Source organism: Halomonas sp. SL18_1, assembly GCF_055755715.1.
Genome location: NZ_JBVTRK010000001.1, coordinates 3,588,826 through 3,613,908, shown reverse-complemented (window position 1 = coordinate 3,613,908; position 25,083 = coordinate 3,588,826). Strand labels below are relative to the sequence as shown.

Here is a 25,083-nt window from a genome sequence, read left to right as displayed (position 1 = left end):
AAAGTGGCGTAGGGCTTTGTCGCATATAGAAGGGAGGCCTTACAGGTCATGATAAAAGATTTTGGTAGCTGTATAGAAAGTAATGGAATCGAGTTTCTGGCATTTTTCGTGTAATGACTGGGCGTGGTGTTACTACTAAGAGGCAAGGATTCACAGAATGGATCCTCGAAAGATGATAACCAGGATTAGCTGATGAAGGAGAAGTGTCATGAAACTCGCAATGAATGTTTCCGCTGCTGTAATGACGGCTGCACTTACGCTGGGCATGGTCGGTCAGGCCTCCGCGATGTCGCTGGACCTGAACAATGGCTACTCGAGCTCAAAGGCGGTGGGTGGCAAGGACCACTATACCCTGCAGGTCCAGTCCCCGACCCGGGTCAAGGTCGCCAGCCAGGCGTTCATTCCCACTGAAACGGCGCACATTCACGTTCGTGCCGCCCTGCGGGATGAGAGCGGCAGCGTGGTGACCACGGCGGCCCGGCAAGGCAGCAACTTCGTCCTCGACCGCCAGCTGCAGCCCGGTAGCTACACGCTGGAAGTCGAGTCCTGGAACGCCAGCGGCAAACAGCAGGGCGCCAATCGCTACCAGCTTCGCGCCGACTATTAATCGACAACTCTCCCACCCCCCTCCCCATGACATCGCCAGGCGACACGCCTGGCGATGTCGTCGGCGTCCTGACAGATGAGCTCCCACCATGAAAGGCAGTGGCTGAATTCGGCCGCTCGGTCGCCGGTACCCTCGCGGGAGTGATCCGGGACTAACATCATGCGGCCTCTCCCGGTTTTTCTCGCGAGCCGGCCGGCGAAATGCGCGAAGGCTTTAGTCGTAGAAGAAGGCGATTCCTTACAGGTCGGTATGAAACCTTCTGACTGTTTTATAGAAGACAATGGAATCTTGTTTTTGTCGTTTTTCCTGTAATGACTGGCTGTGGCTGTACTACTAAGAGGCAAGGATTCACGAGGTGGGTCCTCGAAAGCTAACGAGTTAAGATGATGGAAGGAGAAGCGTCATGAAAGCGATAACCAAATTTTCGGCAACACTGTTAACAGCGTCGCTGGCTCTGGGAGCCGTGGCTCATGCATCGGCAAGTGATGATACGGTTCTGCGCCAAGGCTGGTCGGGTTCCAGCTCGGTAGGAGGAACGGACCGCTATAGCCTGCAGCTTCAATCGCCGGCGAGAGTGACCGTGAAGAGCCATAGTATCGTGCCCCTCTACTCAGGCAGCCTGAATGTTCGTGGCCGCCTGGTTGATGAAAACAACAACGTGGTGGCATCCATCCCTCACTGGAGCAGCGCCTTCACGATCGATCGCCAGTTAGAGCCGGGTCGCTATACGCTGCTGGTGGATTCTCGCAACATCACCATGAAGAAGGCCGGCCCCAATCGTTATCTGCTTAACACCCGTATCGTCGCCGGGCGGTGATGGGGTGTGGCCGACAGCTGGCTGATGATTTGTTGGGGAAATGCTGTAAGGAATCGGTCTGAGTTACCTACTAAATAACCAAGGATCGGCGCAATAAGATCCTGGTGATAAATTGATTATAAACTTGATAGTGTCAGGAGAGTGTTATGAAACTTTCGATGAAAATTACCGCTGCCGCAATGACGACTTCACTTGCACTGGGCTTGGCCGGCCAGGCATCCGCGATGTCGCTGGACCTGAACAATGGCTACTCAAGCTCACAGGCGGTGGGTGGCAAAGACCACTATACCCTGCAGGTCCAGTCCCCGACCCGGGTCAAGGTCGCCAGCCAGGCACTCGTTCCCACTGAAACGGCGCACATTCATGTTCGTGGCGCCCTGCGGGATGAGAGCGGCAGCGTGGTGACCACGGCGTCCCGGCAAGGCAGCAACTTCGTCCTCGACCGTCAGCTGCAGCCCGGCACCTACACGCTGGAAGTCGAGTCCTGGAACGCCAGCGGCAAACAGCAGGGTGCCAATCGCTACCAGCTGCGCGCCGACTATTAATCGACAACTCTCCCCCTCCCCATGACATCGCCAGGCGACACGCCTGGCGATGTCGTCTGCGCCTCTGCGATAGCCGCTTCCCCTGTAAGGCGCGGCCAATGGTCGCGACAGCAAGTCATAGCCGGCGTGTTGGTGCCTGGCTAGCTGAGGGAGGGGCGGATCATGAACGAGTTGATCGAACGCATCGGGTATCTGCTGAGCTGTTGGCTCTCTTGCCCGCGCCCCTGGCATCAGCCCGAGGGGCGTATTGAAAGCGACCTGCTGCCCTGCCTGGAGCCGGGAGATGTGCTGCTGGTGGAGGGCTCTTCACGACTCAGCACCGTGATCAAGTATCTCACTCAGTCCTCCTGGTCCCATGCCGCGCTCTTCGTCGGCGAGCAAGCCGCTCGGGAAGCTGGCGGGCGGCCGGGTGACTGCTTCGTCGAAGCGGATCTCAGCGAAGGCGTCAGGCTGGTGGGGTTCGATGAGTTTGTCGGCGTGCCGTTGAGAATCTGCCGCCCCATGGGGCTCGCGCCTGAGGATGTCGATGCGCTGATACGCTTCGCCTGTGGTCGAGTCGGCCACTGCTACGACCTGCGCAACATCCTGGATCTGGCGCGCTACCTGATGCCGCTTCCTCCGGTACCCTCGCGCTGGCGTCGGGGCATGCTCATGCTCGGTAGCGGAGACCCGACCCGGGCCATCTGCTCTACGCTGATTGCCGAGGCGTTTCAGTCGGTTCGCTACCCGATACTGCCCAGCCATGAAGGCGCCAGCAAGGTTGGGTCCGGGCCGCGCAAGGGGCGCCCTCTGCTACGACGGCGCCACCATTCGCTGTTCACGCCTCGGGATTTCGATCTCTCGCCCTATTTCCAGATCGTCAAACCCAAGCTGGTCGACGGCTTCGATCCTTATCGGCTGCGCTGGCAAGAACCGCATGGGGGCATGCCGACTACCTCGTCCGGACTCAGTGACTGAGTTCGATCACCCGGCCGCCGGCATCCTCGGCGTCTTCCCGGTCGTGGGTGACCAGCAGGCTGGGCAGCCCGGCATCGCGCAGCCGCTGGAACCCCAGCTGGCGCATCTCGTGACGCAGATGGGTATCGAGCTTGGAGAAGGGCTCGTCGAGCAGCACCGCACAGGGCTCGGAGAGCAGCAGGCGCATCAGCGCCACCCGGGCCTTCTGGCCGCCGGAAAGGGTGGCCGGGTCGCGCTTGGCAAAGCCCGAGAGGCCGATCTGGGCAAGCGCCGAGGCCACCCGAGCGGCCTTGTCGGGGGTGGCGCGGGGCATGCCGAAGCGCAGGTTGCCGCCCACCGAGAGATGGGGAAACAGCAGCGGGTCCTGAAACAGCAGGCCGATACCGCGTCGCTCCGCCGGCAGGCCGGTGATGTCCTGGCCATCCAGTAGCGCCCGGCCGCTGGCCCGGAAGGCCGGGGCCAGGAAGCCGGCCAGGAAGGCCAGCAGGGTCGACTTGCCGGAGCCCGAGGGGCCCATCACCGTGAGCACTTCGCCGGGACCCACCTCGGCGTCGAGCTCCAGCAGCGTCACCTCGTCGAGGGTGATGCGGATCTGTTCCAGGGTCAGGGTATGGCGGTCGTTCATGGGGCGCCTCGCATGCCGCGACGGTGGGACCAGAGCAGCCGTGGCAGTCCCACGGCAATGATGAAGCCCACCAGCGGCAGGCTGGCCTGGACCAGGGCCCAGACGCCGATCACCCGGCGGTTGCCGCCGGCCGCCAGCGACACCGCTTCGGTAGTCACGGTGGGTACCCGGCCGGCGCCGAGCAGCTGGGTGGGCAGGTACTGGCCGATGCTGACGGCAAGCCCCACCGCGCAGGCGGTGAGCATCGGTGCCAGCAGCATGGGCAGCCGCACTCGCCAGAAGGCGCCGTTGCGCGAGCCCCCCAGGCTGAGCGCCAGCTGTGTCCAGCGTGGGTCGAAGCGCCGGTAGGCCTCGGACAGCGACAGGAACACATAGGGCAGCACGAACAGCAGGTGGCCGAAGATCACCAGGCCATGGGTGGGGCGAGTGCCCAGGGACTCCATCACCACCACCAGGCCGAACAGGAAGGCGATCTGCGGCACGATCAGCGGCAGATAGAGCAGCCCCAGCGCTGAGAGCACCCGCCCCTCGGTCGGATGGCGGCCGGTACGCTGCTCATTTTCCAGTGCCGCCAGCGCCAGCGCCAGGGCGATCAGGGTGGCGACGCAGGCAATGACGATGGTCGAGATCACCGGTCCGGATAGGGCAGGCAGGGCGCGCAGCCAGTGCGTTGTGGTCACGCTTTGGGGCAGGGCCTCGGGGAAGCGCCAGAAACCGGCGACGGAGTTGAGGGCGAGGCTGGCCATGCCGGTGAAGGCGGTCAGGGTGGCCAGCAGGATCAATCCCTTGCCGGCCAGGCGCAGCGGCTGCTCGCCGCGCCGGCGCCCGCCGCGCGCGATCCAGCGCTGTCCCAGACGGGAGATCACACGCTCCAGGCACCACCAGGTGGCCAGCGCCGTGGCGGTGACGCCGAGCTGAAGCACGGCACCGGCCGAGGCCATGAAGCGCCGGGAGAGGTCGGGGTCGTGAAACCAGGTAAGGATCGATACCGACAGCGTCGGCGGCAGGGTGGGGCCGAGGATCAGCGCCACGTCCACCACCGAGGTGGCGTAGGCGATCACCGCATAGACCGGCAGACGGATCAACGGATAGAGCGCCGGCAGCACCACCTTGAGCCAGGCGATGGTCGGGCGATAGCCCAGCGAGCGGGCCATCGCCAGGCGCCGCTCGGGGTCGAGCTGGGGCAGGGCGGCAAGGCTCATCAGCAGCAGGAAGGGGATCTCCTTGATGACCAGGCCGGCCATCAGCGAGAGTCCCCAGGGGTCCTGGACGATCAGCGCATCCGGCGGGCGCTCCCAGCCGGTGAGTCCCGGCGAGAGCAGGCGTGCCACCAGGCCGGAAGGAGCAATCAGGAAGGCCAGCCCGAAGGCGGCGGCGGCGTGGGGAATCGACAGCAGCGGCGAGACCATCCGCCGGATCCAGCGGTCCAGCCGGCTGCCCGAGGCGCCGGCCAGGAACAGCAGCACCACGGCAAGCGACACCGCGGTGGTGGCCAGGCCGCTGGCGAAGCTCACCGCCACCGAGCGCCCCAGGCCGGGCTGGGCGAACAGCTCCCGCCATGGCGCCAGGCTGAACGCGGTGCCGCCCAGCGCCGGCAGATAGCCGAAAGCGGGCAGCACCGCCATGGCCAGCCCGGCGAGGATGGGGCCGACCAGCAGGGTGACGATCAGCGCCGGCGCGAGACGCAGCATCACCGCCTAAGCGCCCGATGTGGGCGCCTCTCACGATACGGCCGGCACAAGGGACTGGCGACTCTCTGAGGTCCTTCAGTTGCCCACATAGCGTTCCTGCCAGGCGGCCTCCAGGGCATCTACCCAGCTCGGATGGGGCTGGCCCAGCACGGTGCCGAGTTCACTCGGTGAGAGCGTCGCGATACCCAGATCGATATCTTCGAAGCGGGCGCGATCCGCCTCGTCCAGGCTGTCCAGGGAGAGCACGGTATTACTGCCCCAGACCACCGGGTCCTGCTTCTCGGCCTGGGCTTCGGGAGAGAGCAGGAAATTGGCCACCACCATGGCGCCGGCCTTGTGCTGGGCGTTGTAGGGGATCGCCAAGAAGCTCATGTTGCCGATCATGCCGTCATCGTGGACATAGCTGCGCACCGTGTCGGGCAGCTCGAAGTTGGCGATGGCGCCGGAGGCCTCGGTGGTGCTGAACGAGAGGCCGATGCTGATCTCCCCGTCGCCCATCAGCCGACGCAGCTCGGCGCTGTTGGCTGGAAAGGCGCGGCCGCTGCGCCACAGGTGGGGGTGAAGGGCGTCGAGGAACTCCCAGAGAGGGGCCGTGGCGGCCTCGAAGTCGGCCTGATCCACCGGTGAATAGAAGCGCTCCGTGTCGTCGGCAAGCTCCAACAGCGCCTGGGTGATAAAGGCGTTGCCGAGGAAGTTGGGCACCCGAGCATAAGTGAAGTCACCCGGGTTTTCCTGAGCCCAGTCGAGCAGCTCGGGCATGGAGCGCGGGTGCTCTGCGACCAGTGCTGTGTCGTAGTAGAACACCACCTGGGAACTGCTCCAGGGAAGTTCGAGGCCGTCCACCGGGATCGTCCAGTCGTAGCGCACAGCGGGGGTGTTGTCCGGATCGGTGAGCGGGTAGTGGGGCACTTGCTCCGACCAGGGGCCGAACAGCAGGTCGTTTGCCTTCATGGCGGCGAAATTCTCGCCGTTGATCCATATTAAGTCCACATTGCCACGCTCATGGTTGCCGGCCTGCTTTTCGGCCAGCACTCGCGATACTGCCTCGGCGGTATCGCCAAGCTTGACATGCACCAGCTCGATATCGAAGCGTTCAGCGACCTGGCGTCCCGCCCACTGGATATAGGCGTTGGTGCGATCCTCTCCTGCCCAGGCATTCCAGTAGACGGTCTGACCACGGGCCTCGTCTAGCACTGCCTCCCAGTCGCCGGGGTCGGGGGCGGCATGTGCTGACAGGGGCAGCAGCAGGGCGAGGGCGGGTAGCAGGGAAAGGGGGCGGATTGGCATCGTCGGAGTTCCTTTCGGCAGTGTCGTCATGGGGCCTCAGGGCCGGGTCACAGGGAGAGGCTGCGCTCGAGTTCGCGCAGCTCGGCGCGCACGTGTTCGATGATCGGCCGCGACAGGTAGTGCTCGACCCGGTCGCGGACGTGGGCGACCAGGGCGTCGTCGCTGAGCTCGGCCGACCAGTCTTCCCCGCGCGCGGTAGCGTCCTGGGCGCGGCCATGGCGGGCGCGCCACTTGGCGCACCAGGTCAGCGACCAGAGCCACATGGCGCGCCGGCAGGCCAGCAGGCTGGCGCTATCGGCAACGGCCCCTCCAGCCTGTGCCCAGCCCCGATAAAAGCCGGCCACCTGGTCGGTCGTGAGCTCGGCATGGCTGTTCAGGTCCCAGGTGGTGGAGGTGTAGAGAGTGGCGTGGGCCAGGTCGAAGCCGGGTAGGCCGTAGCGGCACTTCTCGAGGTCCACCAGCACCGCACGGCCTTCAGCCGTCATCAGGAAGTTGCCGGGGTGGGCATCGAAGCTGATCAGCCGCGCGTCGGCCTTGGGCAGGGTGTCGGGCAGTGCCGCCAGTTCCGCCTCGATGGCGTCGCGCTGCGCCGGTCCGAGGTCGGCCTCGTCGAGGAAGGCGGCCTGGTCGGCCACCTCCCGGCGCATCGCTGCCCAAGGGTCGGCGGGAGCGAGCAGCGGCGCGCGCCGCTCTCGTGGCGGCAGCGGCAGGGCATGCAGGGCGGCCAGGGCGGCGGCGATGGCCGGCAGATCCTGGGGCAGTCGTGCCGGGCGGCCACGCACCGCGCTGACCAGCAGCCCCCGCGGGGCAGCGCCGACGAAGGGGGAGTACCCCTGCAGCGCCGGGGTATGGCCGCTCGCAGCCGCGCGAGCGAAGCAGGCCGCCTGGTAGTCCAGGTTGGCGTCCGGAGCCAGGCCCAGCTGACTCTGCTTGGGCAGTCGGGCGACCCAGTCCCCGCCTTCGCGGCCAAGCCACAGGTGGTGATGGGCCAGGCCGGTATCGGCCATCGGCTGAATCTGGCCAATGTCGCGCCGCTGGCCGTCCAGGCTGAGCGCCGCCTCGAGCTGAGCGGTTAGCGTTTCCGGACCAGCGAAGGCAGAGACGGTATTCGGCATGGCATTCCTCGCTATCGGGTCGTCCGATCTCGGGCGGTGGACCGGTAGACAGTGAACAAGTGGGCAGTGTGCCAGTGAATGGTCGGAGGTGGGGCCCTTTCCTTACAGGGATGTCCTGCACTGACCATGCGCAGGCGCCAATCGGTATCCAGTCTGTCTCCGGCTGTAAGGTCTCGCTGTCTCAGCCTACCAAAGCCTACCGTCGACAGTCGGCGGTGCCCTCTCATTAGGGAGCGATCATAATACAATCTTAACAATCAACAACTTGCTATGGATTGCCATAGGGAGGTAGAGATCATGTCACAGCATGACGAGAAACGCCGCAGACTGCTGGGTCGCCTCAGTCGACAGCTGGCCTACACGGCACCGGCCCTGGCCCTGATGGCGGCCGGCGGCGTGGCGCTGCAGGTCACCGCCGACGATACCTCGGGCGACAGGGGGCTGGCGTCCCTGTCGGAAGAGACGCTGCTGCTGGCCAGCGCCCAGGCGGAAGGGCAGGCCGAAGGCGAGGCTGAGGCAGAAGGGGAGGCAGAAGGAGAAGCCGAGGCAGAAGGAGAAGCCGAGGCAGAGGGAGAAGCCGAGGCGGAAGGGGAGGCTGAAGCAGAGGGAGAAGCCGAAGCGGAAGGGGAGGCTGAAGCAGAGGGAGAAGCCGAGGCAGAAGCGGAAGCCGAAGCGGATACCAGTGATATCCAGCGCCCCGAGGGCTACTCACCGGGCTACAGCGAGGACGGCACGAACGACCCGAGCTGCTGGCGCTGGGTCGAGAGCTGTTTCGCGACAACTCCCTGAGCGCCAACAACATGTCCTGCGCCACCTGCCACGCTGAGGATGCGGGGTATCTGGAAACCTTCAAGCAGCCCTATCCGCATCGTGTGGCCATGGGCGAGAACATGTTCGGCCTGGACCAGGTGCACGCCGACGAGATGGTCCAGATGTGCATGGTAGTCCCCATGGCGGCCGAGGCGATGGGCTGGGACAGCGAGGAGCTGGCCGCGCTCTCGGCCTATGTGGTGGAGGTGCAGCGACGCTATGCGGGTGAACCGCATGACCTCTAGCCCGGCCCTGCTCGACTGATGAAAAAAAGGGTTCAGCGCAGACTGGCGTGAATGGGCCTTGTGGGAGGGAGCTTCAGCTCGCGAAGTAGCGCGCAGCGCTACCCATGGGGCGCCTGCGGCGCCTTCGCCCGGCAGAGTCGAGACGTCGAACCGCGGCCTCCCACCTTGAAGCTCGCCAAACATGTTCACGCTAAAGTGCGAAGAACCAAAAAAGGTGCCACCGCCAGCGGTGGCACCCGAAGAGCCAGCATGTCGGGCATGCCAGTGAACCGGCGGCCAGCAGGCCGCCAACGAGAGAGAAGGGGGTCAGCGCAGCCGCTGGCCGGAGACGCTGGGGTGGTAGAGCGGCTGCACGCTGTTGCCGTCGGGGTCCCGGCAGTAGAGGCTGCGGCCGCCGTCGCCGTGATCGTGGGGGCCGCGTACTACCTCGACGCCGCTGGCCTGCAGGTAGTCGTGCCAGGCATCCACGTCCTCCGGGGTGTCGACCACGAAGCCGAAGTGATCCAGGCGCTGCGGGTCGCCGCCGGTGTCGGCCTTGGCGCGGCTCAGGGAAAAGTTGTCGTTGCCAAGCGTCAGGTAGACCAGGTCTTCATGGGCGCGTCTCAGCACGCGCATGCCCAGGATATCCACGTAGAAGCGCTCGCACGCCTCCAGGTCCTGTACCTGCAGGGCGATATGGCGCATGCCGTTGAGCGGGGCGGGGCGTTGCATGGGCTCGATCTCCGGGTCAGGGTTTCACGTATTTGTGGAAAATGTTTTCATAAATATCCCTTAACCACAACCCCATCGCTTCCGACAGGAGTCCGCCCATGTACTGCATCATCGTCCAGACCCGCCTCAAGCCCGGCCAGCGCGACGCCTTCCTGGCCGCCATGCTGCCCAATGCCGCCGCCTCGGTACGCGAGGAGCCGGGCTGTCATGCCTTCGACGTCATCGAGGATCGCGACACGCCGGACCTCTTTCACCTCTACGAGATCTACGCCGACGAAGCGGCGCTCGCCGCCCACAAGCAGACGCCCCACTACCTGGCCTGCCGGGAGGTGGTCAATCCGTTGATCGCCGAACAGCGGGTGATTCGCGCCGACGTGCTGGCCACCCAGCCGCGAGCGGTCGCTCACTGACCCAGGCGCCAGGCCGACATTCGATTCGCAGGGTTATCGCAGATAGCTCCATCGCTCGGGGCTGATCCGGCAACAAGCCTGAGAGGAGGCGCTGTGAACCCTTCCCTGGGCGCTACCGACGCCATCCATGGCGTAGGACCTCCTCTCTGGCTTGTCCCCGGCGCCCTTCGTTGTCGCCAACTGCGATAGCCTTGATTCGATTCGGCGTCGCCTTGCCTGCCCTGCTAGGCTGGAATCAGAAGACGCTGAACCAACCGCGGCGGAGACACTCACACAGGACAGCTGCCGTTACCGGAAGGAAGGGTCATCATGAGCGTGCTCCGTGCCTCCCTGTTTCATCGCCTGGTGCTTCTCTTCAGCCTGCTCTGCCTGGTGCTGGGCGGGCTGATGGCGTGGCATGCCCACGCCCAGCAGGAGCAGCGCACCGCCCTGGTGATGACCATCGACGGCGCCATCGGCCCCGCCACCAGCGACTATTTCCAGCGCGGCCTGAGCCGGGCCGCCGAAGGGAACGCCGAGATCGTGGTGGTAGAGATGGACACCCCCGGCGGCCTGGATGCCTCCATGCGGGACATGATCCGCGCCATGCTCACCTCCAGCGTCCCGGTGGCCATCTATGTGTCGCCCAGCGGTTCGCGGGCCGCCAGCGCCGGCACCTACCTGATCTACGGCAGCCATGTCGCCGCCATGGCGCCCTCCACGCACCTGGGATCGGCCACGCCGGTGCAGATGGGAGGCGGCTTTCCGGGCATCGGTGACGACGACGATGACGACAACGACGCGCGCGCCGATGATACCAATGACGAGGCGAGCGAAGAACAAGGTGCCAACGATGACGAGGCGCTGCCCGATGACGACGAGATGCGCGAGGAGGCCGACGAGCGCAGCGAGGCCGCCGACAGCCCGCGGCGCGGCGAGACCGCCATGGAACGCAAGGTGCTCGAGGACGCGGTGTCCTATATCCGTGGGCTGGCCGAACGTCACGGCCGCAACGCCGACTGGGCCGAGGAGGCGGTTCGTGAAGCGGTCAACCTGACCTCTCGTGAAGCCCTGGAGAAGAATGTCATCGACGTGGTGGCCAGAAACATCGAGGACCTGCTGGCGCAGATCGACGGCCGCACCGTGGTGATGGATGATGGCGAGCGCACCCTGGAGACTGCTGATCTGGTGATCGAGCGCTTCGATCCCGACTGGCGCACCCAGCTGCTGCAGGTGATCACCAACCCCAACGTCGCCTACTTCCTGATGATCATCGGCTTCTACGGGCTGATCTTCGAGCTGTCCAACCCGGGTAGCCTGGTGCCGGGCACCATCGGCATCATCTGCCTGCTGCTGGCGCTGTTCGCCTTCCAGGTGCTGCCGGTGAACTATGCCGGCCTGGCACTGATCCTGGTGGGCCTGGCGCTGATCGTCGGCGAGGCGCTGATGCCCAGTTTCGGGATACTGGGTACGGGAGGCATCGTCGCCTTCGTGATCGGGTCGGTGATCCTGATGGATGCCGACACTCTGCACATCTCCATTCCCATGATCGCCAGCGTGGCGGGCCTGGCCTCGCTGCTGATGCTGTGGGTGATGACCCGGTTCGTGGGGCTGCGTCGCAGCCGGGTGCGTACCGGACAGGAGGAGCTGGTGGGCGCCGAGGCCGTGGCGCTGGAGGATTTCGAGGGACAGGGCCATGTGCGCCTCCACGGGGAGCGCTGGCGGGCACAGGCGAGCCAGCCGATCCATCGGGGGCAGTCGCTCAAGGTCGTGGCCATCGACGGCTTGACCGTCGAGGTGGTTCCGGCCGAGGCCCACTCATCCGGTTCGTAGCCATCGGCTGCGGCCATGACATCGTAAGCCAAGGAACTGCCAAGGAGTCGCGACCATGTTGATTACCTATCTCGTGCCGCTGGTACTGGTACTGATGTTTCTGGCAGCGGCCATTCGTATCCTGCCGGAGTACAAGCGCGGGGTGGTGTTCTTCCTCGGCCGCTTCCAGTCGGTCAAGGGGCCGGGCCTGATCATCATCATCCCCGGGATTCAGAAGATGGAGGTGGTCGACCTGCGGGTGATCACCATGGACGTGCCCGAGCAGGACGTCATTTCCCAGGACAACGTCACCGTGCGCGTCAATGCGGTACTCTATTTCCGGGTGGTGGACCCGGAGAAGGCGATCATCCAGGTGGAGAACTTCGTCAATGCCACCAGCCAGCTCGCCCAGACCACACTGCGCTCGGTGCTCGGCAAGCACGACCTGGACGAGATGCTCTCCGAGCGCGACAAGCTCAACGACGACATTCAGGAGATCATCGACAGCTCGGCCGAAGGCTGGGGCATCAAGGTGGCCAACGTGGAGATCAAGCACGTCGACCTGGATGACAGCATGATTCGCGCCATCGCCCGCCAGGCCGAGGCCGAGCGCGAGCGGCGCGCCAAGGTGATCCACGCCGAGGGTGAGCTGCAGGCCTCCAAGAAGCTGGTCGAGGCGGCCCATATCATGTCCGGCAACCCGGCGGCCCTGCAGCTACGCTACCTGCAGACCATGAACGATATGAGCAACAAGAACGCCTCCACCATCGTGGTACCGCTGCCCATCGATCTCATGGACGCCTTCAAGCAGATGGGCGGCGCCTTGCGTCCCGGGGGCAGCGGCGGAACCCCTGCCGGGAACGGCGCGGACCCTTACCAAGCGGATCGGGCGCAGGCCGAGGCCGAGCAGGCCGAGTTTCTCCAGCAGGACGATGTCGATCAGCCGGACCCGGACACTCACCAGGAGCCAGACAAGCATGCGGACAGGGACGACCAGAACGACGAGGGGCGTGACAAGGGATAAGACGCCCATTTCAACGACCCCCGCGACGGGGCTTCCGGCAACGGGGTCGCCTTGATTCATTCGCTTTCACATCGCCAGCAGGGGCTGCTGCTGACCGGCGGCGGCGCCCTGATCATCTCTCCCGACGCCCTGCTGATCAAACTGATCGGCCTTCCCGACGCCGAGATCCTGGTCTGGCGGGGATTGCTCACGGCACTGGGCTTTATCGCCATCATGCTGCTGCGTCACGGCGCCGGCACCCTGCAGGCCTACCGGCGCTGCGGCTGGACCGGCATCGGCGTGGCGGTGCTGTTCAGCTGCTCCACCTTTGGCTTCGTGCTCGGCAACCAGTACACCAAGGGCGGCAACGTGCTGATGATCCTGGCCGGGGCGCCGCTGATCGCCGCGCTGCTGTCGCGCCTGTTTCTCGGTGAACGGCTGCCGCGGCGGACCTGGCTGGCGATCTGGCTCTGCCTGCTGGGCACCTCGCTGATCGTGCTCGACGATGCCGGCGAGGGCTCCTGGATCGGCAACGGCTTCGCGCTGCTGGCGGCGACCTCGCTGGCCGCCAACTTCACCCTCTGCCGAACCCGTCCGGGGATCGACATGAGCCCCATGCTGACCCTCTCCGGGCTGCTGGTGGCCGGCGTGGCCGCCCTGGTGGGCAGCGTGACCGGCGGCCTGGCTCTGCCCCCGGCGGAGAGCCTGCTGCTGCTGGTGCTCTTGTGCCTGGTGCTGCTGCCGCTGGGCTTCACCCTGATCCAGCGCGGCCCCCTCTATCTGCCCGCCGCCGAGGTGGGCCTGCTGATGCTGCTCGAGGTGGTGGTGGGCACGCTCTGGGTGTGGTGGATCCTCGCCGAGCGGCCGGCGCCCATCGCCCTGGTGGGCGGCGGCCTGGTACTCGGCACCCTGGTCGCCAAGGGCCTCTATGAGCGCCGCCTGGAGAAGCGGCTGCGCGGCCAGGATGCAGCGCAGCATCGAGTCTGATAGAATGCCGCGCTCCTGACGTGGCGGTCGCCTGGACCTTTGACAGCGTGGCCGATCGAATAGCGCGATCGGCAAGCCCCGATCGTAAAGAACAAGGGAACGACACACCGTGATGACTCCCCTGACAGGGCTGGCCACGCCGCCCTAGCGTACTCCTCCCGCAATCTGGCAGTGCGGCTGCTGGGCATCACGCTGATGCCTCGGGCGCGCTGTGCCTTTCTGCTTTACCCGATGGCGACCCTCCTGCCTCCGTACCCTTCAGGGTGCGGCCAACGGCATGGTGTCGCACGCAAGACCCCCTGGCGCCTGACGGCATGACAATAACGCTCCACTGGACGGTCACATGTTCGAATCCTTAAGACAGACCTGGTTCTCCAACGTGAAGGGCGACACCCTCGCCGGTATCGTGGTGGCCCTCGCCCTGATACCCGAGGCCATCGCCTTCTCCATCATCGCCGGCGTGGACCCCAAGGTGGGCCTCTACGCCTCCTTCTGCATCGCGGTGATCATCGCCTTCACCGGCGGCCGTCCGGGCATGATCTCGGCGGCCACCGGCGCCATGGCGCTGCTGATGGTCACCCTGGTACGCGACCACGGTCTCGAGTATCTGCTCGCCGCTACCCTGCTCACCGGGGTGCTGCAGATCATCGCGGGCTATCTCAGGCTCGCCGAGCTGATGCGCTTCGTCTCGCGCTCGGTGGTGACGGGCTTCGTCAACGCCCTGGCGATCCTGATCTTTATGGCCCAACTGCCGGAACTCACCGGCGTGACCTGGCATGTCTACGCCATGACCATCGCCGGCCTGGCCATCATCTACGGCTTTCCCTACCTGCCGAAGATCGGCAAGTCGATTCCCTCGCCGCTGGTCTGCATCGTGGTGCTCACCGCCGTCTACATGATCTCGGGCATGGAGATCCGCAGCGTGGGTGACATGGGCGAGCTGCCCGATACCCTGCCGATGTTCCTGTGGCCGGACGTGCCGCTCAACCTCGAGACCCTGTGGATCATCCTGCCCTATGCGCTGATGCTCACCGTGGTGGGCCTGCTGGAGTCGATGATGACCGCCACCATCGTCGACGACCTCACCGATACCCCGAGCGACAAGAACCGCGAGTGCAAGGGCCAGGGCATCGCCAACATCGGCTCCGGCCTGCTGGGCGGCATGGCGGGCTGCGCCATGATCGGCCAGTCGGTGATCAACGTGAAATCCGGCGGCCGCGGGCGGCTTTCCACCCTGGTGGCCGGCGTGGTGCTGCTGATTCTGGTAGTTTTTCTCTCGGACTGGGTGTCGCAGATCCCCATGGCAGCGCTGGTGGCGGTGATGATCATGGTCTCCATCGGCACCTTCAGCTGGAGCTCCATCAAGGACCTCAAGCAGCATCCGATGAGCACCAACGTGGTGATGGTCGCCACCGTCATCGTCACCGTGGCGACCCACAACCTGGCCATCGGCGTCTTCGTCGGGGTGCTGATCGCCGCCATGAACTTCGCCAACAAGGTAGGCAACATCCTGTATATCGGCTCCGAAGAGACCGATGAGGGGCGCCATCGGACCTATCGGGTGGTGGGGCAGGTGTTCTTCGCCTCTTCCGAGCGCTTCGGCAACGCCTTCGACTTCAAGGAGACCGTGGAGAAGGTCACCATCGACCTCTCCCGCGCCCACTTCTGGGATATCACCGCCGTGCAGACCCTGGACCGCGTGGTGATCAAGTTCCGCCGCGAGGGCACCGAGGTGGAGCTGGTGGGCCTCAACGAGGCGAGCGCCACCATCGTCGACCGCTACGCGGTGCATGACGACCCCGCCGCCGTGGAGAAGCTGATGGGCGGGCACTGAGGCGCATGCCACTTTCGCCGGGCTGGTCAAGCGGTGCGCCGTGTTCGACCATACCGGCGCACACTGATTCGACGAGGAGGCACTGGTGAGTCAAACGATAGCGGTACTCAAAGGCGATGGCATCGGCCCGGAAATCATGGACGCGACCCTCAAGGTGCTGGAGGCCCTGGACTGCGGGCTCGAGTTCGACTTCGTGGAGGCGGGGCTGGGCGCCCTGGAGAAGCACGGCACCCTGATTCCCCAGCCCTCCCTGGACAAGATCGCCGAGTATGGCGTGGCCCTGAAGGGGCCCTTGACTACCCCCATCGGCAAGGGCTTCTCCTCGATCAACGTGCAGCTGCGCCGCCACTTCGACCTCTACGCCAACGTGCGCCCGGCGATCAGCTTCCCCGGCACTCGCTCGCGCTACGATGATATCGACCTGATCACGGTGCGCGAGAACACCGAAGGCGCCTACATGGCCGAGGGCCAGAGTCTCAGCGAGGACGGCGAGACCGCCCTGGCCAGCATCAAGGTGACCCGCACCGGCTCCGAACGCATCGTCCGCTACGCCTTCGAGCTGGCCCGCAGCAAGGGCCGCAAGAAGGTCACCGCGGTGCACAAGGCCAATATCATCAAGACCAGCTCCGGGCTCTTCCTCGACGTGGCCCGCGAGGTCGCCCAGGAATTCCCCGAGATCGAGTTCCAGGAGATGATCGTCGACAACGCCTGCATGCAGCTGGTGATGAATCCCCACCAGTTCGATGTCATCGTCACCACCAACCTATTCGGCGATATCCTCTCCGATCTGTGCGCCGGCCTGGTGGGCGGCCTGGGCCTGGCGCCGGGGGCCAATATCGGCAAGGACGCCGCCATCTTCGAGGCGGTCCACGGCTCGGCTCCCGACATCGCCGGCAAGCAGCTCGCCAATCCCTGCGCCCTGCTGCTGGCCGCGGCGGACATGCTCGACCACCTGGGCATGGTGGACAAGGGCACCCGGATTCGCACCGCCATCCGCGAGGTGCTGGAAACGGCTCGCGACCAGGTGACGCCGGATCTGGGCGGCAGCGGTACCACCGACACCTTCGCCGAGGCCCTGGTGGTAAACCTGACGGCGTAAGACTCGCCGGGGCGCCTAGGCAACACCCTGACGATGCGGTAGAAACGCCCGTAGGGATAGTGAAATGAACGCCAGCTAGGGGAACGATGCAATGACAGATCAGGTGATGGCCGCTATCGACGGCTCCAAGTTCTCGGCGGGCGTGTGCGACTATGCTGCCTGGGCCAGCCAGGCGCTCGAGGCGCCGCTGACCTTCCTGCACGTGGTGGACAACCACCCCCAGACCGCCGAGGCAGACCTCTCCGGCAATATCGGCCTGGGGTCTCGTGAGCACCTGCTCGAGGAGCTCGCCCACCTCGACGAGCGGCGCGCCAAGATTGCCCAGGAGCAGGGGCGGCTGATGCTGGGGGCCGCCAGGGAGCGGGCCGTGGAGGCCGGCGTCGAGGAGCCCGCCATCCGCCAGCGCAACGGCACCCTGGTGGAGACCCTGGAGGAGCTGCAGGAGGAGATGCGCCTGCTGGTCATCGGCAAGCGCGGCGAGACCGCCCATCAGGACAGCGGCCACCTGGGCTCCAATCTGGAGCGGGTGGTGCGCAGCCTGCATCGGCCGATCCTGATGGTGCCCGATACCTTCACACGCCCCGAGACGGTGATGCTTGCCTTCGACGGCAGCAAGACCACCCGCAAGGGCGTGGAGATGCTGGCCCAGAGCCCGCTGTTCGAGGGAATTCCGGTGCACGTGGTGATCGTCGGCGCCGAGACCGGTGACAACCGCTCTCAGCTCGACTGGGCGCTGACGACGCTACGCGAGGCCGGCCATGAAGCCGAAGGCGCCATCCGCGCCGGCGAGGTGGAGGCGACCCTGCGCACCTACAAGGAGGAGCACGGGATCGACCTGCTGGTGATGGGGGCCTACGGCCACTCGCGGATTCGCCAGCTGCTGGTGGGCAGTACCACCACCGCCATGCTGCGGCGTGCCAGCGTGCCGGTGCTGCTGCTGCGCTGAGCCTGGTGCCGCCAGGAAACGCAGGCCGCCGACCCTCGGGTCGGCGGCTTGCGTTCAGGGGCAGCTTTCGCCGATCAGCAGCTCCGTGGTCAGCAGGCTGGAGGCGGGCGGGGTCAGGCCCAGGATCATGCGGGCGGCCATGCGCCCCTTCTCGACGCTGTCCTGGCGTACCGTGGTTAGACGCGGGGCGCGGTACTGCCCCTCGGCGATACCGTCGAAGCCGGTGATCCGCAGCGCCTCGGGGATGCGCAGGCCGCGGCTTTCGGCCAGGGTCAGGGCGGTCAGGGCGATGCGGTCGGACATGCAGAACAGCAGATCGGGGCGCGCGTTGGTGGGCAAGTCGAGGATCGGCGCGATCACCGGGGCGCAAACCTCGAAGGTGTTCTCCTCGATATTCCACATGGGCACGGCGGCGGGGTCATGACCGGCTTCCTCCAGCGCCCGATAGAAGCCGGCGAGCCGCGAGCGGGTGATGGTCTGTTCGGCGCTGAGCAGCCGCCGGCCGGCGTCGATGGGGCCGTTGCAAGGCTCGGCGGTGAGGCGCAGATTGATGATGCCCGGGCGGCGAGTGGTCCGGCTCAGCGCGTGGCGGGCGATTCCGTAGCAGGCGCGTTCATCGTCCACATGGATCGAAGGACGGCCTTCGACGTCGAAGTCCACCGCCACCAGGGGCGCCTGGGTCGGCAGGGTCGCCAGCAGCGTCTCGCTGGGCATCAGGCCATAGACGATATAGCCGTCCGCCATGCTGGCGGCACCGGGCAGTTCGCTCTGCATCTGGCGGGCGGAGAGCAGCAGCAGGGTATGGCCCTGGGCGTCCAGCACCTCGGCGACGCCGGAGAGCAGCTCGCTGGCCACGGCGTCGTTGAGGCTGTAGGTGAGGCTCTCGGCCAGGATCACCGCAATGATCCGCGAGCGCCCGGTGCGCAGGCTGCGCGCCTTGGCGTCAGGCCCGCGATAGCCCAGGCGCTTGGCCTCGCCGAGGATGCGCTCGCGCAGGGCCGGCGACAGCTGATCCGGCCGGTTGAAGGCGTTGGAAACGGTCGCCGTGGAGACGTCGAGCTCCCGGGCCAGGTCCTTCAGGGTAATACGTCGGGGAGTGGACACGAGCGCTTCCTTCGCCATCTTTATCGATTCAGTTAGCCCGCTATCATAGTCGCGATGGCGCACCTTGGCCAATGCGACCATGGATGCAGCCCCGGCGGTGATGCGACGCCCCGTGCATCAGGCCACCGCCCGGGTCGGGACGACGCCAAGCGCGCGGTCCTGGCCGTCGAACAGGTGGACATGCTCGGGGTCGGGCGCGAGCGCCACCTTCTGGCCGACCCGCCAGGGGCTGGGTGCCTCGCTGCGGTGGATCAGCAGGGTCTCGCCGGCCCTGGGTTCCAGGTAGACATAGACCTCGTTGCCCAGGTACTCGACGTTGACGATCTCGAAGGCGTTGTCGCCGCTGGCCTCGGCCAGGCGCAGGTGCTCGGGGCGCACGCCCAGGGTCAGGGCCTCGGCGGGGGCATGGCGGCTGGCGTTCTGGGGCAGGGCCAGTTCGCCGATACCATCGGTCGCCACCCGGCATCCTTCGGCGCCGCCGGAGACCAGTTCCGCGGACAGGAAGTTCATGGTGGGCGAGCCGATAAAGCCGGCGACGAACTTGGTGGCCGGGCGCTGGTAGAGTTCATGGGGCGTGCCTACCTGCTCCACCCGCCCGGCGTTGAGCACCACGATCTTGTCGGCCAGGGTCATGGCCTCCACCTGGTCGTGGGTGACGTAGATCATGGTGGATGCGAGGCGCTGGTGCAGGCGGGCGATCTCGTTGCGCATCTGCACCCGCAGGGAGGCGTCCAGGTTGGAGAGCGGCTCGTCGAACAGCAGAATGCGCGGCTCCCGGGCCATGGCGCGGCCCATGGCCACCCGCTGACGCTGGCCGCCGGAGAGCGCCTTGGGCTTACGGTCGAGCAACTCCTCGAGCTGCAGGATGCGCGCGGTGGCCATCACCCGCTCGTGGACCGTCTGCTTGGCGGTCTTGGCCAGCTTGAGCCCGAAGGCCATGTTGTCGTAGACCGTCATATGCGGGTAGAGCGCATAGGACTGGAAGACCATCCCCACGCCGCGCTCCCGGGGCGGCAGTTCGTTGACCACGGTCTCGCCGATACGCAGTTCGCCGTCGCTGATCGATTCCAGCCCGGCGACCAGCCGCAGCAGCGTGGACTTGCCGCAGCCCGAAGGGCCGACGAAGACCACGAATTCGCCGGCGCCGATGTCGAGGTCGACGTCCTTGATGATATGGGTGCTGCCGAAGACCTTGTTGACCTTGTCGAGTGTGACGCTTGCCATGGGGTGTCTCCTTGCCGGCCCGGTGATGAAGGGTCTCGCCGCGGGCCGGCCTGTTGTTATGTCTGTTGCCGTAGAGAGTCAGACCCTGAGCCAAGCCGCCTGGTAGGGCGGCAGGCGCAGGGTCTCGCCGTCTTGCTCGTGACGAAAGCCGTGCCCCTCGAGGGCCGCCTGTACCGTCAGCGGTAGCCGGGTCTCCTGGGGCTGGCCGGTCAGATTGAACACGCACAGGATGCGCTCGTCGCCCGTTTCCCGCACGAAGCCGAGCAGGTCGTTGCCGACCTCGACCAGACTCAGGTCGCCGTCGACCAGGGCCGGATGGGCGCGGCGGAAGGCCAGCAGGCGGCGGGTGGCGCTGAGCAGCGAGTCCGGGTCGTCCTGCTGCTCGGCCACGGCCAACGGTAGCTGGCGGGCCTCCACCGGCAGCCAGGGCTCCACGCCCGCGGCGGTAAAGCCACCCGCCTCGGCGTTCTCCCAGGGCATGGGGGTACGACAGCCGTCGCGGCCCTTGAACTCCGGCCACAGCACCTTGCCATAGGGGTCCTGGAGGCGCTCGAAGGGCACGTCGGCCTCGGGCAGGCCCAGCTCCTCGCCCTGGTAGAGGCAGACGCTGCCGCGCAGCGAGAAGAGCATCGCCAGGGTCGCCTTGGGGTAGGCGACGGGGTCCTCGTCGGTTCCCCAGCGGGTGGCACTTCTCACCACGTCGTGGTTGGAGAGTGCCCAGCAGGGCCAGGCGTCGCCGGCCAGGCGCTGGAAGCGTTCGATCACTTCCCGCAGGTACTGGGCCGAGCGCGGGGCGTTGAGCAGGTCGAAGGTGTAGGCCATGTGCAGCTTGTCGCCGGCGGCGGTGTACTCGGCCATGCGCTCCAGCGGATTGTCGTCGCCGATCTCGCCCACCGTGGTGGTGCCGGGGAACGCGTCCATCAGGGCGCGCAGCTCCTTGAGGAAGTCGAGGTTCTCCGGGCGGCTCAGGTCATAGACGTGGCGCTGCCAAGTGTAGGGGTTGGCGTCCGGGGCGCCCAGGGTCTTGGCCTCGCCCGCCGGCACCGGCGGGTTGTCGCGAAGCGCCGGGTCGTGGAAATAGAAGTTGACGGTGTCCAGACGGAAGCCGTCGACGCCGAGCTCCAGCCAGAAACGCATGTTGTCGAGCTGGGCGGCACGCACCTCCGGATGATGGAAGTTGAGGTCCGGCTGGCTGGTCAGAAAGTTGTGCAGGTAGTACTGACGCCGGCGGAGTCGAAGGTCCAGGCGGCGCCGCCGAAGATCGATAGCCAGTTGTTGGGCGGGGTGCCGTCGGGCTTGGGGTCGGCCCAGACGTACCAGTCCGCCTTGGCGTTGGTGCGATCGGCGCGGCTCTCCTGGAACCAGGGGTGTTGGTCGGAGGTGTGGCTGATCACCTGGTCGATCATCACCTTGAGGCCCAGTGAATGGGCCTTCGCCAGCAGCGCCTTGAAGTCGTCCAGGGTGCCGAACATCGGGTCGACATCGCGGTAGTCGCTGACGTCGTAGCCGAAGTCGAGCATCGGCGAGGTGAAGAAGGGCGATAGCCATATGCCGTCGACGCCGAGGCTCGCCACATAGTCGAGCTTCTCGGTGATGCCCTTCAGATCGCCGATGCCGTCGCCGTTGGCGTCCATGAAACTGCGCGGGTAGATCTGGTAGATGACGCCACCGCGCCACCAGAGGGTGCTGTCTTGCATCTTGGTTTCCATAATTAATAAGTAAGAAAAATCAGGTTATTCGCACTTTGGCGTGAACATATTTGGCAAGCTTCAAGGTGGGAGGCCGGCTCTGCCGGGCGAAGGCGCCGCAGGCGCCCCAAGGGTAGCGCTGCGCGCTACTTCGCGAGCTAAAGTCGAGGCGTCGAACCGTCCCTCCCACAGGGCCAGTTCGCGCCAGTCTGCGATGAACCAAATTCAGGTGCGCAAACGCTGCTAGCACAGCCAGCTTTCGTGCTTGAATCAGCCCTTCACGGCGCCGGCGGTGAGGCCGGAGACGATACGCCGCTGGAAGATGATCACCAGGATCACCAGGGGCACGGTAACCACCACCGAGGCGGCCATGATCGGCCCCCAGGGCAGCTCGTAGGCGCTGCCGCCGGAGAGCAGGGCAATGGCCACCGGCACGGTGCGCTGGCTGTCGGTGAGGGTGAAGGTCAGCGCGAACAGGAACTCGTTCCAGGCGGCGATGAAGGCCAGTAGCCCGGTGGTCGCCATGGCGGGCCACATCAGAGGCAGAAACACCTTGGTGATGGTCACCCAGGGCGTGGCGCCGTCCATGATTGCTGCCTCCTCCAGCTCCATCGGCAGCTGACGCATGAAGGTGGTCAGCACCCAGACGGTGAAGGGCAGGGTGAAGATGGTGTAGCTCAGGATCAGGCCGCCCGGGTTGTTGTAGAGGTTCAGCGCGCGAATCACCTCGAAGAGCCCGGAGAGCACCGCCACCTGGGGGAACATGGAGACCCCGAGGATCACCAGCAGCACCGTGGAGCGGCCGCGGAAACGCACCCGGCCCAGGGCGTAGGAGGCGGTGATGCCCAGCAGCAGGGCGATGAACACCACGCTGGTGGCGATCAGGATGGAGTTGAAGATCGCCTGCAAAAAACTCTTTTGGGTGAACACCTGGACATAGTTGGCCAGGCTCCAGGTGGATGGCCAAAGCTCGACCCGGAAGAGGTCACTAGACGGCTTGAAGGAGGTGATCACGGCGTAATAGAAGGGGAACACCGCGACGACTACCACGAAGGCCACCAGGACCCAGAAGCCGACACGGGTGGCGAGCTTGTTGAACTGGCGCGAGGTCATGCGTCACCTCCCAGGTTGAGTTGCTTGCGGCCCAAGTAGAGATAGGCCACGGTGGCCAGGGCGATGATCAGGAACAGCAGGGTCGAGGCGGCGCTGCCGTAGCCCACATCCTGGAACTCCACCAGCTGCTGGCGGGCGTAGATCGACATCGACATGGTGCTGGTGGAGTTGGAGGTCAGCACATAGATGACGTCGAAGACCCGCAGGGCGTCGAGCAGGCGGAAGATCACCGCCACCATCAGAGCCGGGGTGATCAGCGGCAGGGTGACCTTGAAGAACACCTTGACCGGATGGATGCCGTCGACCTCGGCGGCCTCGTAGCAGTCCTTGGGCAGCATCTGCATGGCGGCCAGGGCCAGCAGGGCAACGAAGGGGGTGGTCTTCCAGACGTCGACCATGATCACCGCCCACATGGAGAAGCTGGCGTCGGCGGTCCAGGCGATAGGGTCGCCGATGATGCCAAGCGCCATCAGGATCTCGTTGATGATTCCGAACTGGTCGTTGAGCATCCAGGCCCACATCTGCGCCGAGACGATGGTGGGAATGGCCCAGGGAATCAGCACCGCGGCGCGCACGAAGGTGCGGCCCTTGAACTGAGCATTGAGGATCAGCGCCACGATCACCCCGAACACCACCTCCAGGGACACCGAGACGATGGCGAAGTAGAAGGTGTTCCATACCGACCGCCACCAGATGGGGTCGGCGAGCACGCCGTACCAGCGGCCGTCGTCGTAGACCAGGTAGTTCTCCAGGCCGACGAAGAAGACATTGCTCAGGTCGGAGAGCGAGGCATCGGTGAAGCTGAAGTAGAAGGTGCGCGCGAGGGGCCAGCCGGCCACCAGGGTCAGTGCCACCAGCATCGGCGCCAGGAAGGTCCAGGCGGCCTTGACGCGCTGGCGGCGCACCTTGGTGCTGCGGTAGGCCTTGGCCGGTAGGCGCGCCGCGGCGGGCGCGCTATCGTCGACGGTCGTACTCATGGGAGGGCTCCCGGATTACCAGTTGCGGCGCTTGACGCGTGACAGGTCGCGCTCGAGGTCGGCCACGGCCTGCTCGCCGCTCCGGCTGCCGGAGAGCACGTCGTGGGTGGCACTGAAGAAGGCGTTGCTGACCCGGCCGTAGGCGTCGCCGGTGACTGCCGAGGGGCGGGCCACGGCGTTGACGAAGGTGTCGTAGAGCTCGCCGAAGAAAGGCACCGCCTCGAGCACCGCCGGGTCTTCGTAGAGGGCCGCCAGGGTGGGGTTGTAGGCCCCCTCGATGGCGCGGCGCTTCTGCTCCTCGAAGCCGCTGAGAAAGGCGACCAGGTCGACGGCGAGCTCGGGGTTGTCGCTGTAGCGGGAGACCGCCAGGTTCCAGCCGCCCAGGCCGGCGGCGCTGGTGCCATCGGCGCCTGCCGGCAGCTGGGTCACCCCTACCTTGCCGCGCACTTCGCTGCCGTCGCTCTGGGCCAGGGACCAGGCGTAGGGCCAGTTGCGCATGAACACCGCGTTGCCGCCCTGGAAGACGCCGCGTGCCTCCTCCTCGGTGTAGTTGAGCACGCCGCTGGGGGCGATCTCACCGACCCAGCTGGCGGCCAGCTCCAGGGCCGCGGCGGCACGCGCGTTGTTGATGCTGATCTCGCCGTCGCGCTCCACCAGGCTGCCGCCCCCAAAGCTGGCTACCCATTCCAGGGCGTTGACGGTCAGCCCTTCGTAGGCGCGACCCTGAAAGACGAAGCCGTGCATCCGCTCGTGGCCGGCTGCCCTCTCGGCGTCCTGGATATCGCGGGCGATCTCGGTGAGCTGCTGCCAGGTCTCGGGCGCCTCGAAGCCGTACTGCTCCAGCAGGTCCTGGCGGTAGTCGAGCACCCCGGCATCGGTGAACCAGGGCATGGCCACCAGGCGGCCGTCCACGGTGTTGTTCTCGATGATCGTGGGGAAGTGCCCCTCGCCGGCCTGATCGCCCAGCACCTCGCGCAGGTCGAGCAGATGGTTGGCGAGCAGACCGGGCCAGATGACGTCGATCTGGAAGACATCGATATCGCTGGAGTTGGCGGAGAGGATCTGCTGGTAGAGCGACAGCCGTTCAGTGGAGGAGTTGGGGGTCGATACGACATCGACGCTGTGACCGGTCTGCGCCTCCCAGGCGCGCACGCCCTCCTGGCAGAGGGTCAGTTCGGCACCCACGGCGCCGCAGGAGATGGTCAGGTCGGCGGCCTGGGCCTGGCCCGTGGCGGTCAGGGCGGCAGAGCCCAGGGCAATGGCGGAGAGCAGGGATTTCTTGAGCATGGGCATCCTCACGATTGTTGTTATGAAATGGTTGTCTTAAACGATTAAGTTCGTGGCGACAGTTAAGACCATGGCCGAGGCGCCATCAACCTAGACTTTTGTCGAAGTGTCATCTTCAGGCAATGCCGTTCGTTAGACTTTGGTTGCATTCTTCGGCGGTAACATTGAGGCATCGGGCTTAAACGATTAAGTTTTGTCTGGCTTGTCGCT

General features: G+C 65.7%; 22 protein-coding genes and 2 pseudogenes. 13 read left to right on the top strand and 11 right to left on the bottom strand.

The annotated features are described in order from the left end of the window. Nucleotides 1-208: 208 nt before the first annotated feature. The 4 genes from ACSJDS_RS18370 (at nucleotide 209) to ACSJDS_RS18355 (ending at nucleotide 2,926) form a co-directional block, all read left to right on the top strand. Nucleotides 209-607 (top strand): hypothetical protein, encoded by a 399-nt coding sequence (locus ACSJDS_RS18370; protein ID WP_473034491.1) that lies wholly within the window; start codon nucleotides 209-211, stop codon nucleotides 605-607. Between the two features lie 403 nt (nucleotides 608-1,010). Then, nucleotides 1,011-1,424, top strand: a complete 414-nt coding sequence (locus ACSJDS_RS18365) for a hypothetical protein (protein WP_473034490.1) — start codon at nucleotides 1,011-1,013, stop codon at nucleotides 1,422-1,424. A 146-nt stretch (nucleotides 1,425-1,570) separates the two neighbouring features. Next, nucleotides 1,571-1,969, top strand: coding sequence for a hypothetical protein (locus ACSJDS_RS18360; RefSeq protein ID WP_473034489.1), 399 nt, complete (start codon nucleotides 1,571-1,573; stop codon nucleotides 1,967-1,969). Between the two features lie 162 nt (nucleotides 1,970-2,131). Continuing rightward, nucleotides 2,132-2,926 (top strand): YiiX/YebB-like N1pC/P60 family cysteine hydrolase, encoded by a 795-nt coding sequence (locus ACSJDS_RS18355; protein ID WP_473034488.1) that lies wholly within the window; start codon nucleotides 2,132-2,134, stop codon nucleotides 2,924-2,926. On the opposite strand, the gene ACSJDS_RS18350 is transcribed toward ACSJDS_RS18355, so the two are convergent. The 4 genes from ACSJDS_RS18350 to ACSJDS_RS18335 all read right to left on the bottom strand — a co-directional run bounded on the left by ACSJDS_RS18350 (nucleotide 2,916) and on the right by ACSJDS_RS18335 (nucleotide 7,644). Next, nucleotides 2,916-3,551 carry an ATP-binding cassette domain-containing protein gene (locus tag ACSJDS_RS18350; RefSeq protein ID WP_473034487.1) on the bottom strand — a complete coding sequence of 212 codons (636 nt, stop codon included), beginning with the start codon at nucleotides 3,549-3,551 and terminating at the stop codon, nucleotides 2,916-2,918. The two genes, ACSJDS_RS18355 and ACSJDS_RS18350, sit on opposite strands and share 11 nt — an antisense overlap. Beyond that, a complete protein-coding gene (locus ACSJDS_RS18345) occupies nucleotides 3,548-5,242 on the bottom strand; it encodes an ABC transporter permease (protein WP_473035072.1) in 1,695 nt (564 codons plus the stop codon). Before ACSJDS_RS18345 ends, ACSJDS_RS18350 begins: the two co-directional genes overlap by 4 nt. Before the next feature lie 75 nt (nucleotides 5,243-5,317). Beyond that, entirely contained in the window at nucleotides 5,318-6,529 is a 1,212-nt protein-coding gene (locus tag ACSJDS_RS18340; protein WP_473034486.1) for an ABC transporter substrate-binding protein, read from the bottom strand. A gap of 47 nt (nucleotides 6,530-6,576) precedes the next feature. Further along, nucleotides 6,577-7,644, bottom strand: a complete 1,068-nt coding sequence (locus ACSJDS_RS18335) for a phosphotransferase family protein (RefSeq protein WP_473034485.1) — start codon at nucleotides 7,642-7,644, stop codon at nucleotides 6,577-6,579. 297 nt (nucleotides 7,645-7,941) lie between these two features. On the opposite strand from ACSJDS_RS18335, the gene ACSJDS_RS18330 reads away from it, so the two are divergent. Both ACSJDS_RS18330 and ACSJDS_RS18325 read left to right on the top strand, forming a co-directional pair. Continuing rightward, nucleotides 7,942-8,433 carry a hypothetical protein gene (locus ACSJDS_RS18330; RefSeq protein ID WP_473034483.1) on the top strand — a complete coding sequence of 164 codons (492 nt, stop codon included), beginning with the start codon at nucleotides 7,942-7,944 and terminating at the stop codon, nucleotides 8,431-8,433. 11 nt (nucleotides 8,434-8,444) lie between these two features. Then, nucleotides 8,445-8,699, top strand: coding sequence for a hypothetical protein (locus tag ACSJDS_RS18325; protein WP_473034482.1), 255 nt, complete (start codon nucleotides 8,445-8,447; stop codon nucleotides 8,697-8,699). Between the two features lie 306 nt (nucleotides 8,700-9,005). On the opposite strand, the gene ACSJDS_RS18320 is transcribed toward ACSJDS_RS18325, so the two are convergent. Next, a complete protein-coding gene (locus tag ACSJDS_RS18320) occupies nucleotides 9,006-9,410 on the bottom strand; it encodes a VOC family protein (protein ID WP_473034481.1) in 405 nt (134 codons plus the stop codon). A 98-nt stretch (nucleotides 9,411-9,508) separates the two neighbouring features. Here ACSJDS_RS18320 and ACSJDS_RS18315 point away from each other — a divergent pair, with 98 nt between their 5' ends. The 7 genes and pseudogenes from ACSJDS_RS18315 to ACSJDS_RS18285 all read left to right on the top strand — a co-directional run bounded on the left by ACSJDS_RS18315 (nucleotide 9,509) and on the right by ACSJDS_RS18285 (nucleotide 17,480). Continuing rightward, nucleotides 9,509-9,820 (top strand): putative quinol monooxygenase, encoded by a 312-nt coding sequence (locus tag ACSJDS_RS18315; protein ID WP_473034480.1) that lies wholly within the window; start codon nucleotides 9,509-9,511, stop codon nucleotides 9,818-9,820. 309 nt (nucleotides 9,821-10,129) lie between these two features. Further along, nucleotides 10,130-11,632, top strand: a complete 1,503-nt coding sequence (locus ACSJDS_RS18310; RefSeq protein ID WP_473034479.1) for an NfeD family protein — start codon at nucleotides 10,130-10,132, stop codon at nucleotides 11,630-11,632. A gap of 55 nt (nucleotides 11,633-11,687) precedes the next feature. Further along, nucleotides 11,688-12,425 (top strand): annotated as a pseudogene (locus ACSJDS_RS18305) (slipin family protein); the annotation flags it as partial. 261 nt (nucleotides 12,426-12,686) lie between these two features. Continuing rightward, nucleotides 12,687-13,601: a DMT family transporter gene (locus tag ACSJDS_RS18300; protein ID WP_473034478.1), complete on the top strand. Its 915-nt coding sequence runs from the start codon at nucleotides 12,687-12,689 to the stop codon at nucleotides 13,599-13,601. A 343-nt stretch (nucleotides 13,602-13,944) separates the two neighbouring features. Further along, complete coding sequence (locus ACSJDS_RS18295; RefSeq protein WP_473034477.1) at nucleotides 13,945-15,435, top strand: SulP family inorganic anion transporter; 1,491 nt, start codon at nucleotides 13,945-13,947, stop codon at nucleotides 15,433-15,435. Nucleotides 15,436-15,520: 85 nt separating this feature from the next. Next, nucleotides 15,521-16,534: an isocitrate dehydrogenase gene (locus ACSJDS_RS18290; RefSeq protein ID WP_473034476.1), complete on the top strand. Its 1,014-nt coding sequence runs from the start codon at nucleotides 15,521-15,523 to the stop codon at nucleotides 16,532-16,534. Nucleotides 16,535-16,625: 91 nt separating this feature from the next. Continuing rightward, nucleotides 16,626-17,480 (top strand): universal stress protein, encoded by an 855-nt coding sequence (locus ACSJDS_RS18285; protein WP_473034475.1) that lies wholly within the window; start codon nucleotides 16,626-16,628, stop codon nucleotides 17,478-17,480. 54 nt (nucleotides 17,481-17,534) lie between these two features. Here the strand turns inward: ACSJDS_RS18285 and ACSJDS_RS18280 are convergent, their stop codons facing one another. The 6 genes and pseudogenes from ACSJDS_RS18280 to ACSJDS_RS18255 all read right to left on the bottom strand — a co-directional run bounded on the left by ACSJDS_RS18280 (nucleotide 17,535) and on the right by ACSJDS_RS18255 (nucleotide 24,873). Next, nucleotides 17,535-18,584, bottom strand: coding sequence for a LacI family DNA-binding transcriptional regulator (locus tag ACSJDS_RS18280; RefSeq protein WP_473034474.1), 1,050 nt, complete (start codon nucleotides 18,582-18,584; stop codon nucleotides 17,535-17,537). A 117-nt stretch (nucleotides 18,585-18,701) separates the two neighbouring features. Beyond that, complete coding sequence (locus ACSJDS_RS18275) at nucleotides 18,702-19,808, bottom strand: ABC transporter ATP-binding protein (RefSeq protein WP_473034472.1); 1,107 nt, start codon at nucleotides 19,806-19,808, stop codon at nucleotides 18,702-18,704. A 78-nt stretch (nucleotides 19,809-19,886) separates the two neighbouring features. Then, nucleotides 19,887-21,505, bottom strand: a pseudogene (locus ACSJDS_RS18270) (alpha-glucosidase family protein). A 261-nt stretch (nucleotides 21,506-21,766) separates the two neighbouring features. Further along, nucleotides 21,767-22,609 carry a carbohydrate ABC transporter permease gene (locus ACSJDS_RS18265; RefSeq protein ID WP_473034471.1) on the bottom strand — a complete coding sequence of 281 codons (843 nt, stop codon included), beginning with the start codon at nucleotides 22,607-22,609 and terminating at the stop codon, nucleotides 21,767-21,769. After that, nucleotides 22,606-23,586 carry a carbohydrate ABC transporter permease gene (locus tag ACSJDS_RS18260; protein ID WP_473034470.1) on the bottom strand — a complete coding sequence of 327 codons (981 nt, stop codon included), beginning with the start codon at nucleotides 23,584-23,586 and terminating at the stop codon, nucleotides 22,606-22,608. The genes ACSJDS_RS18265 and ACSJDS_RS18260 overlap by 4 nt, the downstream gene beginning before the upstream one ends. A gap of 15 nt (nucleotides 23,587-23,601) precedes the next feature. Then, nucleotides 23,602-24,873 carry an ABC transporter substrate-binding protein gene (locus tag ACSJDS_RS18255; protein ID WP_473034469.1) on the bottom strand — a complete coding sequence of 424 codons (1,272 nt, stop codon included), beginning with the start codon at nucleotides 24,871-24,873 and terminating at the stop codon, nucleotides 23,602-23,604. Between the last annotated feature and the right edge of the window lie 210 nt (nucleotides 24,874-25,083).

Coding starts and splice junctions, on each gene's coding strand:
- ACSJDS_RS18285 (WP_473034475.1), top strand. CDS start 16,626: ATGACAGATCAGGTGATGGCCGCTATCGACGGCTCCAAGTTCTCGGCG.
- ACSJDS_RS18295 (WP_473034477.1), top strand. CDS start 13,945: ATGTTCGAATCCTTAAGACAGACCTGGTTCTCCAACGTGAAGGGCGAC.
- ACSJDS_RS18355 (WP_473034488.1), top strand. CDS start 2,132: ATGAACGAGTTGATCGAACGCATCGGGTATCTGCTGAGCTGTTGGCTC.
- ACSJDS_RS18325 (WP_473034482.1), top strand. CDS start 8,445: ATGTCCTGCGCCACCTGCCACGCTGAGGATGCGGGGTATCTGGAAACC.
- ACSJDS_RS18315 (WP_473034480.1), top strand. CDS start 9,509: ATGTACTGCATCATCGTCCAGACCCGCCTCAAGCCCGGCCAGCGCGAC.
- ACSJDS_RS18260 (WP_473034470.1), bottom strand. CDS start 23,586: ATGAGTACGACCGTCGACGATAGCGCGCCCGCCGCGGCGCGCCTACCG.
- ACSJDS_RS18310 (WP_473034479.1), top strand. CDS start 10,130: ATGAGCGTGCTCCGTGCCTCCCTGTTTCATCGCCTGGTGCTTCTCTTC.
- ACSJDS_RS18340 (WP_473034486.1), bottom strand. CDS start 6,529: ATGCCAATCCGCCCCCTTTCCCTGCTACCCGCCCTCGCCCTGCTGCTG.
- ACSJDS_RS18275 (WP_473034472.1), bottom strand. CDS start 19,808: ATGGCAAGCGTCACACTCGACAAGGTCAACAAGGTCTTCGGCAGCACC.
- ACSJDS_RS18350 (WP_473034487.1), bottom strand. CDS start 3,551: ATGAACGACCGCCATACCCTGACCCTGGAACAGATCCGCATCACCCTC.
- ACSJDS_RS18365 (WP_473034490.1), top strand. CDS start 1,011: ATGAAAGCGATAACCAAATTTTCGGCAACACTGTTAACAGCGTCGCTG.
- ACSJDS_RS18335 (WP_473034485.1), bottom strand. CDS start 7,644: ATGCCGAATACCGTCTCTGCCTTCGCTGGTCCGGAAACGCTAACCGCT.
- ACSJDS_RS18265 (WP_473034471.1), bottom strand. CDS start 22,609: ATGACCTCGCGCCAGTTCAACAAGCTCGCCACCCGTGTCGGCTTCTGG.
- ACSJDS_RS18370 (WP_473034491.1), top strand. CDS start 209: ATGAAACTCGCAATGAATGTTTCCGCTGCTGTAATGACGGCTGCACTT.
- ACSJDS_RS18320 (WP_473034481.1), bottom strand. CDS start 9,410: ATGCAACGCCCCGCCCCGCTCAACGGCATGCGCCATATCGCCCTGCAG.
- ACSJDS_RS18360 (WP_473034489.1), top strand. CDS start 1,571: ATGAAACTTTCGATGAAAATTACCGCTGCCGCAATGACGACTTCACTT.
- ACSJDS_RS18255 (WP_473034469.1), bottom strand. CDS start 24,873: ATGCTCAAGAAATCCCTGCTCTCCGCCATTGCCCTGGGCTCTGCCGCC.
- ACSJDS_RS18330 (WP_473034483.1), top strand. CDS start 7,942: ATGTCACAGCATGACGAGAAACGCCGCAGACTGCTGGGTCGCCTCAGT.
- ACSJDS_RS18345 (WP_473035072.1), bottom strand. CDS start 5,242: ATGCTGCGTCTCGCGCCGGCGCTGATCGTCACCCTGCTGGTCGGCCCC.